The organism is Pseudomonas sp. P135, from assembly GCF_020312125.1.
Taxonomy (GTDB): domain Bacteria; phylum Pseudomonadota; class Gammaproteobacteria; order Pseudomonadales; family Pseudomonadaceae; genus Aquipseudomonas; species Aquipseudomonas fragariae.
This window is the reverse complement of the sequence record NZ_JAGPYR010000036.1, coordinates 1-15,618: the sequence shown is the minus strand read 5'-3', so window position 1 is coordinate 15,618 and position 15,618 is coordinate 1. Positions and strand designations below refer to the sequence as shown.

Genomic DNA, 15,618 nt, shown 5'->3' with positions numbered 1-15,618 from the left:
CACCGCTGCGCATTTGAGTACTGCCAGCTGGCTGGCGAGCAAATCATGGCTGCGTTCCAGCAGGATCGCCACGCTGTCACCCGGCTGCACGCCGAGCCCCAGCAGATGCCGGGCCAGACGGTTGGCCCGGGTGTTGAGTTCGGTATAACTCAAGGCAACGCCGTCGTGGATTGCGGCGCAAGCTTCCGGGTTGTTACGGACCTGTGCTTCGAACAGGCCATGCACGGTCTGCTGGTGCGGGTAATCCAGCGCGGTGTTATTGAACCCGACCAGTAGCTGCTCCCGTTCGGCGGCCGAAAGAATCGCAATGCTGTTCAGCGGCGCTTCGGGGTCCTGCTCCAGCGCCAGAAGCAGCTGCTCCAGCGCGGTTTCCATATAGTCACACACCCGCATGGCGCCTACGTTGCCGCTGACCTGCACATTAAGGCTGAAACCATCGCCCAGGTCGTCGACATTCAAGGCCAGCGGGTAGTTGGTGCGCTCCTCTCCACCGAGGGTTTCGATACCCTGCCAGGCCAGTGTGGCCTGCTCGGACACCCGGGCCTCGGCGCTGTGCCGGTAGTTGAGCAAGGCGCTGAACAACGGTGTCGGCGCGGATATGCCACTGCAACGCTGGGCCAGTGCCAGAAACGCGTGTTCATGGCCCAGCAATGCCGTGAGTCGCGCATGCGTCGCCTGCACCCCGGCCCGCACGCCCTGCTCACCTACGGCAACCCGCAGCGGCAAGGTGTTGATAAACATTCCCAGGGCCCGGTCAGCGCCATCACCACCCTGCATCCGGCCCATCAGTACGGTGCCGAACACCACATCCTGCTTGCCCGACACCTTACCCAGGACTTGCGCCCACGCCAGGTGCGCCAGGCTGGCAACGCTCACGCCCAGTTGCCGGGCTTGAGCCCGCAAACGCAGGTTCAGCGCCGCAGACAAGACCCGCGTCGCCTCTTCGATAGCGTGACCGTCGCCCTGCACATCCTGCAGGCCGAACGGTAGCGTCGGCTCGTCGACGTCGCCCAACATGTCGCGGAAGAATGCCTTGTGGTCCTCGCGGCTCAGGCCCAGACACGCCTGAGCCACATAGTTGCGATACGGCACCGGCTCGCCCAGTTGCGCTTGCTGTCCCAGCAGGCAGGCCTGCATCTCGTGTCGCAGCACATCCAGCGCGGTGTGGTCCAGCGCCAGGTGATGAAACAGCAGCAAGGCCAGCCAGCGCTGGTTGGGCTCATCCCAGGCATGGATCAAACGCATCATCGGTGCCTGACGAATGTCCAGACGGTAGTGCCGGGCGTCAAAACGCTGATGCAGCTGTGCAGACACATCAGGGCCTTGCGGGTCCGGATGCAGACGCTCGCGCATCAGGCTGGCATGACGCCAGACCACCTGCACCGGCTCGTCGAGTCCTTCCCAGGCCAGCGCGGTACGCAGGATGTCATGGCGTTGGATAACCCGTCGCAGGGCCACGACGAAATCCTCCAGACGCTCCTGACTTGCAAAAGCAAACTGCGATTGCAGTACATAGGGGTCGCCCTGTTCCGCACTGAGGTGGTGGTAGAGAATCCCCGCCTGCAAGGGCGCCAGCGGGTAGATGTCCTGCACGTTTGCGGCGCCATCCGGCACCCCGGCAACCACCAGGTCGATCTGCGCCTGGGTCAGACTGATCAGCGGCAGCAAGTCCGGGGTGATGTGTTCGCAGCGCTCCGGGATCAGGTTGGCCGGGACTACGATTTCAGTGCCGCCGCCGACCGCTGCTGCCAGCGCGGCCAGGGTCGGTTGGCTGAACAGCGCACGCACATCGGCACTCAGCCCCATCTGGCGCATGCGCTCGATCAGCGTCACCGCCAGCAGAGAGTGGCCGCCCAGTTCAAAGAAGTGATCATGACGACCGACCTGCTCGACCTTGAGTACATCAGCCCAGATCGAGGCCAGCAGTTTTTCCACTTCGCCTTGTGGTGCTTCGTAACCACGGCTGACCAGCGACTGCGTATCCGGCACTGGCAGGGCCTTGCGGTCGAGCTTGCCGTTGGCGGTCAGCGGCAGTGAATCGAGCTGCACGTAGGCTGCCGGCACCATATAGTCCGGTAACAAGCCTTGTAGATGGCTGCGCAGGTGTTCGATGTCCAGTGCAGTTTCAGGCTGCTGCGCCGTGACATAAGCGACCAGACGCTTGTCGCCGGGCGCATCCTGACGGCACAGCACTACGGCTTCGCGAACCTCGGCGTGTTCGGCCAGACGTGCTTCGATTTCACCCAGTTCAACACGGAAACCACGAATCTTCACCTGCTCGTCATTGCGACCGAGGTATTCCAGGTTGCCGTCGGCACGCCAGCGCACCAGGTCGCCGGTGCGGTACAAGCGAGCCTGCGGGTCACTGTTGAACGGGGCGGCGACGAACTTCTCAAGGGTCAGCTCATCCCGGTGCAAATAACCCCTGGCGACACCCTGCCCACCGATATACAGCTCGCCGGGCACGCCCAACGGCACCGGTTGGCCTTGGTTATCGAGCACATACAGGCGGCTGTTGCCCACGGGTTTGCCGATAGGGATCGAGCCATTGCCGACCGAGGTAATTTCGTAAGTCGCGGAGAACGTCGTGGCTTCGGTCGGGCCATAACCGTTGAGCAAATGCTGTGGGGGGTTGTTCGCCAGTACCCGTCCAATAACGGCAGGGTCCAGCACATCACCGCCGACAATCAGGTAGCGCAGGCGCGAAAAGGCCTCGCCCAGACCTGAAGCGTATTGATGGAACAATCCGGCGGTCATCCACAGTACGCTTACCGATTGTTCCAGTAACAGGCGCTGGAAATTCAGCGGCGAGAGCAAGTCGTGCTGCCCGATCACCACCACACAGCCGCCATTGAGCAGCGGCGCCCAGACATCCAGGGTACTGGCGTCAAAGGCCGGGTTAGAGGCAAATGCGACGCGATCCTGTGCATTGAAATCGGCATAACCGTTGTTGATCACCAGACGGCTAATGGCCCGGTGCGGCACCAGCACCCCCTTCGGCGTGCCGGTGGAGCCGGAGGTGTACATGATGTAGGCAACGCTTTCGCTGGACTGCGGCGGCAATGCCAGATCAGTGCCTTTCAGACGCTCCAGCGTCAGGCCATCGAGGTCAATACGCTGGGCGCTTGTTGTCAGCGATACCTGACTATGAGTCAGCAGGACACGCGCCCGGCTGTCTTCAATCATGAAACTCTGGCGCTCGACCGGTGCGTTGATGTCCAGCGGCACGTACACCGCCGCGCACTTGAGCACTGCCAACTGACTGGCGAGCAAATCATGGCTGCGTTCCAGCAGGATCGCCACGCTGTCACCCGGCTGCACACCGAGCCCCAGCAGATGCCGCGCCAGGCGGTTGGCCCGGGTGTTGAGTTCGGTATAACTCAAGGCAACGCCGTCGTGGATTGCGGCGCAAGCTTCCGGGTTGTTACGCACCTGAGCTTCGAACAGGCCATGCACGGTCTGTTGCTGCGGGTAATCCCGCGCGGTGTCGTTGAATGCGACCAGCAGTTGCCGACGTTCGGCTTCCGGCACTATCGGCAGGCCGCACACGGCTGAATCCGGTGCGGATTCAAGAGCCTCGACCAGATGGCTCAAGACCGTCTGCATATAATCGCAGACGCGCTGGGCATCGATGTCCGCGACCGCCAATACATTGAGGCTGAAGCCGTCACCCAGATCATCGATGTTCAGGGTCAGCGGGTAGTTGGTGCGTTCTTCGCTGCTCAGGGCATCGATACCCTGCCACGCTTGCCTGGCCTGTTCGGACACACTGGCCGGGGCGCTGTGCCGGTAGTTGAGCAAGGCGCTGAACAACGGGGTCGGTGCGGCTACGCCGCTGCAACGCTGGGCCAGGGCGAGGGATGCGTGCTCATGGCCGAGCAATTCGGTCAGGCGTTCGTGGGTCGCTCTGACCCCGGCGCGCACGCCCTGTTCGTTCACGACAACCCTCAGTGGCAGAGTGTTGATGAACATCCCCAGTGCCCGTTCCGTGCCCTCGCCGCCCAGCATACGGCCCATCAGTACGGTGCCGAACACCACATCCTGCTTGCCCGATACCCTGCCCAGCACCTGAGCCCAGGCCAGGTGATGCAGGCTGGCGGCACTCACCCCCAGTTGTCGGGCACTGGCGCGCAGACGCAGGCTCAGCGTCGACGGCAGCACACAGGTAGCCTCTTTGACCGGCTGACCGTCGCCTTGCACATCGCTTACGCCAAACGGCAGCGTCGGTTCATCGACATCGCCGAGCATGTCGCGAAAGAACGCCTCTTGCTCCTCGCGGCTCACACCCAGGCGGGCCTGGGCCACGTAGTTGCGATACGGTATGGCCGCGCCGAGGGTATCTGGCTGGTCGAGCAAATACGCCTGAATCTCATGGCGCACCACCTCCAGCGTAGTGTGGTCCAGCGCCATGTGATGGAAGCGCAGCATTACCACCCAGCGCTGGCAGGCTTCGTCTTCGGCAAACACCAGTTGCATCAGTGGCGCCCTGGTCAGATCAAGGCGCGAGTGACGAATGTCGAAGCGCTCTCGCAACTGGCGTGCGATATCGCCGTTGCGCGGGTCCGGATGGACCTGTTCCATACTCAGCTCGGCCTTGCGCCAGACCACTTGCAGCGGCTCGTCCAGCCCCTGCCAGATCACCGCCGTGCGCAGGATGTCATGGCGGTCGATGACCTGTTGCAGCGCTTTGGCAAAGGCTTCCAGACGCTGACGATCCGACAGTGTGAACTGTGAGTGCAGCACGTAAGGGTCGCCCTGCTCTGCGGCGATATGGTGATAGAGAATGCCTTCCTGCAATGGCGCCAGCGGGTAGATGTCCTGCACATTCGCTGCGCCGCCGGGCACGCAGGCCACTACCTGATCGATCTGCGCCTGGGTCAGGTTGATCAGTGGCAACAGGTCTGGAGTGATGCGTTCGCAACCTTGGGTAATCAGGTTGGCCGGTACAATGACTTCCCCGTTACCTGGTTCAGCGCCGCCCACGGCACGGGCCAGTGCGGCGAGGGTTGGCTGACTGAACAGCGTTTTTACATCAGCACTCAGGCCGACGTGACGCATGCGCCCGATCAGGCTGACTGCCAGCAGCGAGTGTCCGCCCAGTTCGAAGAAGTTGTCGTGACGCCCGATCCTGGCCACGCCCAGCAGGTCTTGCCAGATGGCCGCGATCTGCGTTTCGGTTTCGCCTTGTGGGGCTTCATAACCACGACTGCTCAGTGCTTCACTGTCCGGCGCTGGCAGCGCTTTGCGGTCAAGCTTGCCGTTGGGGGTCAGCGGCAGCTTTTCCAGCATCATGTAGACGGCCGGAACCATGTATTCAGGCAATTTCTCCTGCAAATGACCGCGCAGGCTGTCGATGTCCGCCGAGGTGTGCCCTGCCGCCAGCGTGTAATAAGCCACCAGACGCTTGTCGCCCGGTACATCTTCGCGTGCAGCCACCACTGCTTCATGAATGGCCGGGTGTCTGGCCAGACGCGCATCGATCTCGCCCAGCTCGATGCGGAAGCCGCGGATTTTGACCTGATCGTCGTTACGGCCGAGGTATTCGATATTGCCGTCTGGCAGATAGCGACCCAGATCGCCGGTGCGGTACATGCGTGCTACTGATTGCTGGCTGAACGGGTCCTTGAGGAAGCGTTCGGCAGTCAGGTCGTCGCGGTTCAGATAGCCCCGTGCCACACCGGCACCGCCGATGTAGATTTCACCGGCAACACCCAATGGGACGGGCTGTTGCTGTTCATCCANCGGGCCATAGAGGTTGCACAGGCGCTGCACGCCGGTGTTCTCGAACAGCGATTCAACCAGGCTTCGTTTCAGCGCTTCACCGGCCACGTTCACGGTGTGCACCGATTCCGGCAGGCCGTTAACTTCCAGCAGCGCTTTCAGCGCCGACGGCACGGTGTTGATCAGGCCGATATCGTGCTCGCCGTGTTGCAGTTCCAGCACGTTCTTGACGACCTCGATACTGCCGCCCGAGGTCAGCGGCGCAAAGCACTCGTAGACGGCGAGGTCGAAGTTCAATGAGGTGGAGAACAGTGTTTTTTCCAGTGCAGCAGCGTCGAAAGCACTGTGCGCCCAGCTCAGGAAGTTAACGGTGTTGCGGTGTTCGATCATCACGCCTTTCGGCAGGCCGGTCGAACCGGAGGTGTAGATCAGGTACGCCAGATGCGCTGAAGTCAGCCCTGGCACCTGCGGATTCTGGACGGATTGGTCCTGCCAATTGCTCAGATCAAGATTGATGACTGGCACCGAAACGTCGGCCAGCAAGCCCTGAGTAGCGGTTTGAGCCAGTACTGCGGCAGGCGAACTGTCCTGCAACATGTAGGCAATTCGCTCTGCCGGATAAGCCGGGTCGAGCGGCACGTAACCGCCGCCCGCCTTGAGGATCGCCAGCAAGCCGACGACCATATCCGCACCGCGCTCAACGCAGATGCCGACGCGGGAATCCGGCTGAACCCCCTGCTTAATCAACGCATGGGCCAGGCGGTTGGCCTGCTCGTTAAGCTCGCGATACGTCAGGCGTTGTTCGCCATGGACCACTGCCACCCCTTCCGGCGTGCGCTCGACCTGGGCTTCGAACATCCCGTGAATGGTCTGCTGCTGCGGGTAATCGAGTGCGGTGTCGTTGAACGCTACCAGCAACTGCTCACGCTCATCGGCTGGCAATATCGTTAAGCGGTTCAAAGGCGCCTGCGGCGTCTGCTCCAGCGCATGCACCAGGCTTTCCAGCGCCGTCTGCATATACGCGCAAACCCGCTGGGCGCCGATACCGGCGACCGCCTGAACATTGAGGCTGAATCCTTCGCCAAGATCATCGAGGGACAAAATCAACGGATAGTTGGTGCGTTCTTCGCCGCCCCTCACCTCGATCCCTTCCCATAATTGAACCGCCTGGCCAGTCACCGCCTCAGCGGAACTGTGGCGGTAGTTGAGCAACGCGCTGAACAGTGGCGTCGGTGCGGACACGCCGCTGCAACGCTGGGCCAACGCCAGCGAGGCGTGTTCGTGGCCGAGCAACGCTGTCAAATGCGCATGGGTCGCCCTGACCCCGGCGCGCACGTCCTGCTCTCCCACGGCCACCCGCAGCGGCAAGGTATTGATAAACATCCCCAAGGCCCGGCGAGCCCCTTCGCCACCGCGCATGCGCCCCAGCAGCACCGTGCCGAACACAACATCATTACGCCCGCTAAGGCGCCCGAGCACCTGTGCCCAGGCGAGGTGATGCAGGCTCGCCGCGCTCACTCCTTGCAGCCGGGCCTGAGTTCGCAAACGCTGGCTCAGCTCGATGGGCAAAGTCTGGTGTGCTTCTTCGACGCCATGGCCGTCGCCGCGCACATCGTGCAGGCCGAACGGCAACGTCGGTTCATCGACGTCGCCGAGCATCTCGCGGAAAAAACCTTCGTGCTGTTTGTTGGTGACGCCGAGTCGGGCCTGGGCCACGTAGTTACGGTAAGGCACCGGCTCGCCCAGGGTGTGGGCCTGGCCGTACAGGTGCGCATGGATTTCGTGCTGGACCAGTTCCAGGGCTGCATGGTCGATGGCGATGTGATGAAACAGCAGCATCGCCACCCAGCACTGATTGACCACGTCGTGGGTGAAGGCCAGCCGCAGCAAGGGTGCCTGGCTGATATCGAGGCGGTAATGCCGTGGGTCGAAGCGTTGTTGCAATTGCTCGCTGGCGGTGCCTGCGGCAGGGTCAATGGTGATTTCGCTGAGCACCAGATCAGCCTTGCGCCAGACAACTTGCACTGGCTCGGCCAGGCCTTCCCATATGACGCTGGTACGCAGGATGTCGTGGCGATCGACGACCTGTTGCAAGGCCGTGGTGAACTCGTCGAAACGTTCCCGGCTGGCAATCGTGAACTGTGCCTGCAGTACGTAAGGGTCGCCCTGCCCGGCGGCGATATGGTGATAAAGAATGCCTTCCTGCAAGGGCGCCAGCGGGTAGATGTCCTGCACATTGCGCACACCGCCAGGGACGCGGGCCACGATGGTCTCGATGGCGGCCTGGTCGAGTGCTATCAACGGCAACATGTCCGGCGTGATGCGCTCGCAGCCCGGCGCAATCGCCTGAGCAGGAACCTCCACTTCATCGGCCTTGCCGCTGTAATACTCGCCGGCATTGATCAGTTCGATCAACGCCGCCTTGTTCTCGCGCAACATCGCCAGCACGGCGGGCTCGGTGAGGGACTGGCGCTTGCCGCTGACGAGCAGTTGGTCGCCCTTGACGGCAAGCTGCACATCTTTCTCTTTCAGTATTGCCAGCAGTTCGATCATGCTCACAGAACAATCTCCATTCTTTCCGTCGTTGCCGCGTATTCCAAAAGGGTCGGGTGCTCGAAGAGCGACTTGACTTCGGCTTCCAGGCCTTCCTGGCGCATGCGTTCCATCAGGCTCACCGCGAGCAGCGAGTGGCCGCCCAGTTCGAAAAAGTGATCATGTCGTCCAACCTGCGAGACGCCCAGCAATGCTTGCCAGATCTCGGCGATCAGTATTTCTCTCTCGCCTTGCGGAGCTTCATAGCCACGGCTGATCAAAGCGCCCTCGCCCGGCGCAGGTAACGCCTTGCGGTCGAGCTTGCCGTTGGGCGTGAGGGGCAATGCGTCGAGACGCACATAAGCCACCGGGACCATGTAGGCCGGCAACTGCCCCAGCAGCCAGCCGCGCAGGCTGTCGATGGCCGGTTCCGTTTGTGCGGACTGAGCCGTGTAATAGGCCACCAGGCGTTTGTCGCCGGGGATGTCTTCACGGGCGGTGACTACCGCGTCCTGCACTGCAGGATGCTTGGCCAGACAGGCGTCGATCTCGCCCAGCTCGATACGGAAGCCACGGATCTTCACCTGATCATCGTTACGGCCCAGGTATTCGATATTGCCGTCCGGCAAGTAGCGACCCAGGTCGCCGGTGCGGTACATGCGTGCTGCTGGCTGCGGGCTGAAGGGGTCCTTGAGGAAGCGTTCGGCGGTCAGGTCATCGCGATTCCGGTAACCCCGTGCCACGCCCGCGCCGCCGATATAGATCTCACCCGCAACACCCAGTGGAACAGGTTGTTGCTGTTCGTCCAGCAAGTAGAACCGGGTGTTGCCCACCGGTTTGCCGATGTGCGCAGCGAAGCCGTCTTCGCGATCCATCGCCACCCAGCTCGAGTAGGTAGTGGTTTCCGATGGGCCATAGAGATTGCACAGGCGCTGCACGCCGGTTTGCTCGAACAGCGCTTCGACCAGACTGCGTTTGAGCGCTTCACCGGCCACGTTGACGGTGTGGACTGACTTCGGCAGGCCGTCCGTCTCCAGCAGCGCCTTCAGCGCCGACGGCACAGTGTTGATCAGCCTGATATCGTCATCCAGATGCTGGAGTTCCAGAACGTTCCTGACGACCTCGATGCTGCCGCCTGAAGTCAGCGGCGCGAAGCATTCGTAGACCGCGAGGTCGAAGTTCAGCGAGGTAGAGAACAGCGTTTTTTCCAGCGCCGAGTTGTTTGTACCAGCGTCGAAAGCCGCGTGCGCCCAGGTCAGGAAGTTCACGGTATTGCGGTGCTCGATCATCACGCCCTTCGGCAAGCCGGTGGAGCCCGAGGTGTAGATCAGGTAGGCCAGATGCGCCGAAGTCAGCCCCGGCACCCGCGGATTCTGGACGGATTCGTCCTGCCAATCGCTCAGGTCAAGATTGATGACAGGTACCGAAACGTCGGCCAGCAAGCCCTGAGTAGCGGTTTGAGCCAGCACGGCTGCCGGAGCGCTGTCCTGCAACATGTAAGCAATTCGTTCCACCGGATACGCCGGATCCAGCGGTACGTAACCGCCGCCCGCCTTGAGAATCGCCAGCAAACCGACGACCATTTCCGCGCCGCGTTCAACACAGATTCCGACTCTGGAATCCGGCTGAACACCCTGCTTGATTAACGCATGGGCCAGGCGGTTGGCCTGCTCGTTGAGCGCGCGATACGTCAGGCGCTGTTTGCCGTGGACTACTGCCAGCGCTTCCGGCGTGCGCTCGGCCTGTGCTTCGAACAAGCCATGAATGGTCTGTTCGTGCGGGTAATCCAGCTCGGTATCGTTGAACCGCACTAGCAACTGCTCGCGCTCGGCAGCCGGCAGGATCGGCAGGCTGTCGAGGGCAGTGTCCGGCGACTGTTCCAGCGCAACGAGCAGGTTTTCCAGCGCTGTCTGCATATACCCGCAAACCCGCCCTGCACCGACCTTGCCGGTTACCAGCACTGATAACCGGAAACCATCGCCCAGGTCATCGACGTTCAAGGTCAGCGGGTAGTTGGTGCGTTCCTCGCCACTGCGCACCTCGATACCGCGCCAGGCCTCAATCGACTCGTCTGAGGGCTCTGCCGCGGCACTGTGACGGTAGTTGAGCAGCGAACTGAACAGTGGCAATGGCGCCGCCACGCCGCTGCAACGCTGCGCGAGCACCAACGGCGCGTGTTCGTGGCCGAGCAATGCAGTGAGCCGGGCATGGGTCGCCCGCACCCCGTCCCGTGCACCCTGCCCGGCCAGATCGACGCGCAGCGGCAAGGTATTGATGAACATCCCCAACGCCCGGTCAGCGCCTTCGCCACTCTGCATGCGGCCCATCAGCACAGTACCGAATATCACTGTTTGCCTGCCCGCTACCTTGCTCAACACCTGAGCCCACGCCAGATGCACCAGGCTCGCGGCACTTACTCCCAACTGGCGGGCCTGGGCACGCAGGCGCAGATTGAGCGGAGCGTCCAGTGTCAGGCTGCTGTCTTCGATATCGCGGCCGTCGCCCTGCACATCCAGCAGGCCGAACGGCAGCGTCGGTTCGTCTATGTCCCCCAGCAGTTCGCGGAAGAACGCTTCATGGGCCTCGCGGCTCACGCCCAGGCGAGCCTGGGCCACATAATTGCGATACGGAATGGCAGCGTCGAGTTGGTCAGCCTGGCCGAGCAAGTGTGCCTGCATGTCATGCAGCACCACCTCCATCGCTGTATGGTCGAGGACCATGTGATGGAACAGCAGGATTGCCACCCAGCGCTGGTTGGGCGAATCTTCGGCGAAGACCACACGCAGCAGCGGTGCCTGGCTCATGTCCAGCCGCGAATGGCGAGGGTCGAAGCGCTGTTGCAACTGATTGATGACCGCGCCGTCGGCCGGGTCGAGTTCGATCTGCTCCAGATGCAGGCGAGCCTGCCGCCAGACGACCTGCATCGGTGTTTCCAGACCTTGCCACAGCACTGCGGTACGCAAGATGTCGTGACGGTCGATCACACTTTGCAAGGCGTCGACAAAGGCGTTCAAACGCTGACGATCAGCGATCTCGAAGAGCGTCTGCAGAACGTACGGGTCGCCTTGTTCGGCAGCCAGATGGTGGTAGAGAATTCCCTCCTGCAACGGTGCCAGCGGGTAGATGTCTTTCACATTACTGACGCCACCCGGCACGCTGGCGACAATACGGTCGATAGCGACCTGATCGAGATCGGCCAGTGGCAGCATCTGCGCAGTGATGCGCGTGCAATCGTCCGGGATGGCATTTTCCGGGACTGTTATTTCACTTCCGCCACCCACCGCTGCAGCCAGCGCTGCCAGGGTTGGCTGGCCGAACAGCACGCGAACGTCAGCGCTCAAGCCGGCCTGGCGCATGCGTTCGATGAGGCTGACGGCCAGCAGCGAGTGCCCGCCCAGTTCAAAGAAATGGTCATGTCGACCGACCTGCCCGACCTTGAGCACCTCGGCCCAGATGGTCGCCAGCAGGTTTTCCACCTCGCCTTGCGGCGCTTCGTAGCCACGGCTGACCAATGCCTGTGCATCGGGTACAGGCAGCACTTTGCGGTCCAGCTTGCCGTTGGCTGTCAGTGGCAGCGCATCGAGGCGCACATAAGCTGCGGGCACCATGTAGTCCGGCAAGCGGGCTTGAAGATGACTGCGCAGGGTTTCGATTTCCAGCGTTTGCTGTGGCTCACGCAGGGTGAAATAGGCGACCAGGCGCTTTTCTCCTGTGTCCTGCCGCGCCAGCAACACGGCTTCGTGTACCGCAGGGTGCGTGGCCAGAACGGCCTCGATTTCACTCAGTTCAATACGGAAACCGCGAATTTTCACCTGACCGTCGTTACGGCCCAGGTATTCCAGATTGCCGTCGGCCCCCCAGCGTCCCAGGTCGCCGGTGCGGTACATCAGCGCACCGTCATGCCCGCTGAATGGATCGGCGACGAACTGTGTGGCGCTCAATTCATCACGGTTCAAATAGCCCTTGGCCACGCCCTGCCCGCCTATGTACAGCTCGCCGGGCACGCCCACCGCCACCGGTTGACGCAAGGCATCGAGGACGTAAACCTGGCTGTTGGCAATCGGCCGGCCGATCGGAATGCCACCGTGGTCTGCCGCAGTGATCTCGTAGGTCGTGGAAAAGGTCGTGGCTTCGGTCGGGCCGTAGCCGTTGAGCAGATGTTGCGGCGCGCCCTGTGCCAGGACTCTGGCGATGACCGCCGGGTCCAGCACATCGCCGCCCACAATCAGGTAGCGCAAGCCCGCAAAGACCTCCATCAGGCCGTCGGCATATTGATGAAACAGGCCGGCGGTGAGCCACAGCACGCTGACCGACTGCGCCAGCAACAGCGCCCGGAATGCCTCCTGCGAGAGTAATACCGACTGCTCGACCACGATCACGCAGCCGCCGTTGAGCAGCGGTGCCCAGACATCCAGTGTGCTGGCGTCGAAGGCCGGATTGGAGGCGAACGCCACGCGATCCTGCCCATTGAAGTCCGCGTAGCCGTTGTCGATTACCAGACGGCAGATGGCACGGTGCGGTACCAGCACCCCCTTGGGCGTGCCGGTCGAGCCGGAGGTATACATGATGTAGGCCACAGAATCGGCGCAGGCCACTGGATTCGGGCTGTCTGCCGGCACCGTGCTCGCTGGCCGGGTGTCCAGGTCCAGACGCTGCGTGCCCGGATCCAGGGTTTCAGTGCTGTAGGTCAGCACCAGCACCGCCTGGCTGTCTTGCACCATGAAGGTCTGACGTTCCTGCGGGGCATTGATGTCCAGCGGTACGTAGATAGCCGCACACTTGAGCACAGCAAGCTGGCTGAGCACCAGGTCGATGGAGCGTGGCAACAGCAGCGCGACGCTGTGCCCCGGCTGCACGCCCAGCTCCAGCAGTTTTGCCGCCAGACGGTTGGCCTGAAGGTTCAGCTCGTGGTAACTCAGAGTCGTCGCATCATGCGCTACTGCCGTGGCCTCAGGCGTGCGCTCAGCCTGAGCCTCGAATAGCGCGTGCACGGTCATCTGCCGTGGTGAATCGGTAGCCGTGGCGTTGAAGTCGACCAGTACCTTCTGACGCTCCGCCGCTGGCAGGATGGTCAGGCTGTTCAGCGGCGCCGCAGGCGTTTGCTCCAGAGCCTGAACGAGTTGCTCAATCGCCGCCTGCATGTAATCGCACAGCCGCTGCGCACCGATATCGGCAGTGATCAGCACCGACAACCGGAAGCCATCGCCTGTATCGTCGACATTCAGGGTCAGCGGGTAATTAGTGTTGTCCTTGGCGTTGAAGGTCTCGATCCCTTGCCAGGCGGCTTCGTACTGCGCCGTCATCCTGGTCTGCGCCATGTGCCGATAGTTGAGCAGCGCGCTGAACAGGGGTGCCGGTGCAGCGACACCGCTGCAGCGTTGGGCAAGCACCAGCGGCGCATGCTCATGGCCCAGCAAGGCGGTCAGTTGCTCGTGAGTTGCTTTTAATCCCTCGACCACCGTTGCGGCGCCGACATCGACGCGCAGCGGCAAGGTGTTGATAAACATGCCCAGGGCGCGGTCGGCGCCATCACCGGCCTGCATACGGCCCAGCAATACCGTACCGAACACCACCTGCTCGCGGGCTGAGACACTGCCCAGCACCCGCGCCCAGGCCAGGTGCATCAGGCTCGCGGCGCTGACGCCCGCCTGCCTGGCCTGAGCCCGCAGACGCTGGTTCAGTTCTGTGGTCAGGGTCACACAGGCCTCTTCGATGTCGCGGCCGCCGTCCTGAACATCCTGTAACCCGAATGGCAGCGTCGGTTCGTCGATATCGCCGAGCATGTCGCGGAAAAACGCTTCGTGTCGGGAATCGCTGACACCCAAACGGGCCTGGGCAACATAATTGCGATACGGCACTGGCTTGCCCAAGACTGCGCTCTGGCCAAGCAGGTGCGCTTGAACTTCATGCAGCACCACCTGCAGCGAGGTGGCGTCGTTGACCATGTGGTGAAACAGCAGCATTGCCAGCCAGCGGTCGTTGAGCGGATCATGGCTGAAGACAATCTGCATCAGTGGCGCCTGACGCACATCGAGTCGGTAATGCCGAGGATCGAAGCGCTGGTGCAATTGCTCATCGACCGGGCCGTCCGCCGGGTCGAGGAACAGCTCGGTGACTTGCAGTTCGGCCCTGCGCAGCACCACCTGTACCGGCTCGTCGAGACCTTCCCACAGCACGGCGGTGCGCAGGATATCGTGGCGATTGATCACGCCTTGCAGAGCGCCGCTGAAATCGTCCAGTCGCGCGCGGTCACATAACCCGAACAACGCTTTCAAGGTGTAGGGGTCACCCTCTTCGGCACTGATGTGGTGATAGAGAATCCCGGCCTGCAAAGGCGCCAGTGGATAAATATCCTGCACGTTCGCCATGCCGCCCGGCACGCTGGCAGCCACCAGGTCGATCTGCGCCTGGGTCAGACTGATCAGCGGCAGCAAGTCCGGGGTGATGTGTTCGCAACATTCTGGAATCAGGTTGGCCGGCACTACAACTTCCGTTCCGCCGCCGACCGCCGCTGCCAGCGCCGCCAGAGTAGGCTGGCTGAACAGCACGCGGACATCGGCTCTCAGGCCGACCTGACGCATGCGCTCGATCAGCGTCACCGCGAGCAGCGAGTGGCCGCCCAATTCGAAGAATTGATCATGACGCCCTACCTGCTCGACCTGGAGCACGTCGGCCCAGATCGACGCCAGCAGGGTCTCGACTTCACCTTGAGGGGCTTCATAGCCACGGCTGATCAGCGACTGCGCATCCGGCACTGGCAGCGCCTTGCGATCGAGCTTGCCGTTGGCGGTCAGCGGCAGTGAGTCGAGTTGCACATACGCTGCCGGCACCATGTAGTCCGGTAACAAGCCATGCAGATGGTTGCGCAGGTGTTCGATGTCCAGCGCAGTTTCAGCCTGCTGCGCTGTGACATAAGCCACCAGACGCTTGTCGCCGGGCACATCCTGACGGCACAGCACCACGGCTTCGCGAACATCGGCATGTTCGGCCAGGCACGCTTCGATTTCACCCAGTTCAACACGGAAACCACGGATTTTGACCTGATCGTCGTTGCGACCCAGATATTCCAGGATGCCGTCGGCACGCCAGCGCACCAGGTCGCCGGTGCGGTACAAGCGAGCCTGCGGGTCGCTGTCGAACGGGTCAGCTAAAAATTTCTCAAGGGTCAGCTCATCCCGGTGCAAATAACCCCTGGCGACACCCTGCCCGCCGATATAAAGCTCGCCGGTTACGCCCACCGGCACTGGCTGGCCTTGGCTGTCGAGCACATACAGGCGAGTGTTGCCCACCGGTTTGCCGATAGGGATCGAGCCATTGTCGACCGACACAATCTCGTAGGTGGCGGAGAATGTCGTGGCTTCTGTC

Annotated in this window: 1 protein-coding gene and 2 pseudogenes; all 3 read right to left on the bottom strand. The window is 62.2% G+C overall.

The features are described from left to right. Positions 1-5,741, bottom strand: a pseudogene (sypB, locus tag KBY08_RS26000) (syringopeptin non-ribosomal peptide synthetase SypB); the annotation flags it as partial. Between the two features lies 1 nt (position 5,742). Next, positions 5,743-8,238, bottom strand: a 2,496-nt coding sequence (locus tag KBY08_RS26595) for an AMP-binding protein (protein ID WP_318654646.1), incomplete at its 3' end; no start/stop codon positions are given. Positions 8,239-8,276: 38 nt separating this feature from the next. Next, a pseudogene (sypA, locus tag KBY08_RS25995) lies at positions 8,277-15,618 on the bottom strand (syringopeptin non-ribosomal peptide synthetase SypA); the annotation flags it as partial.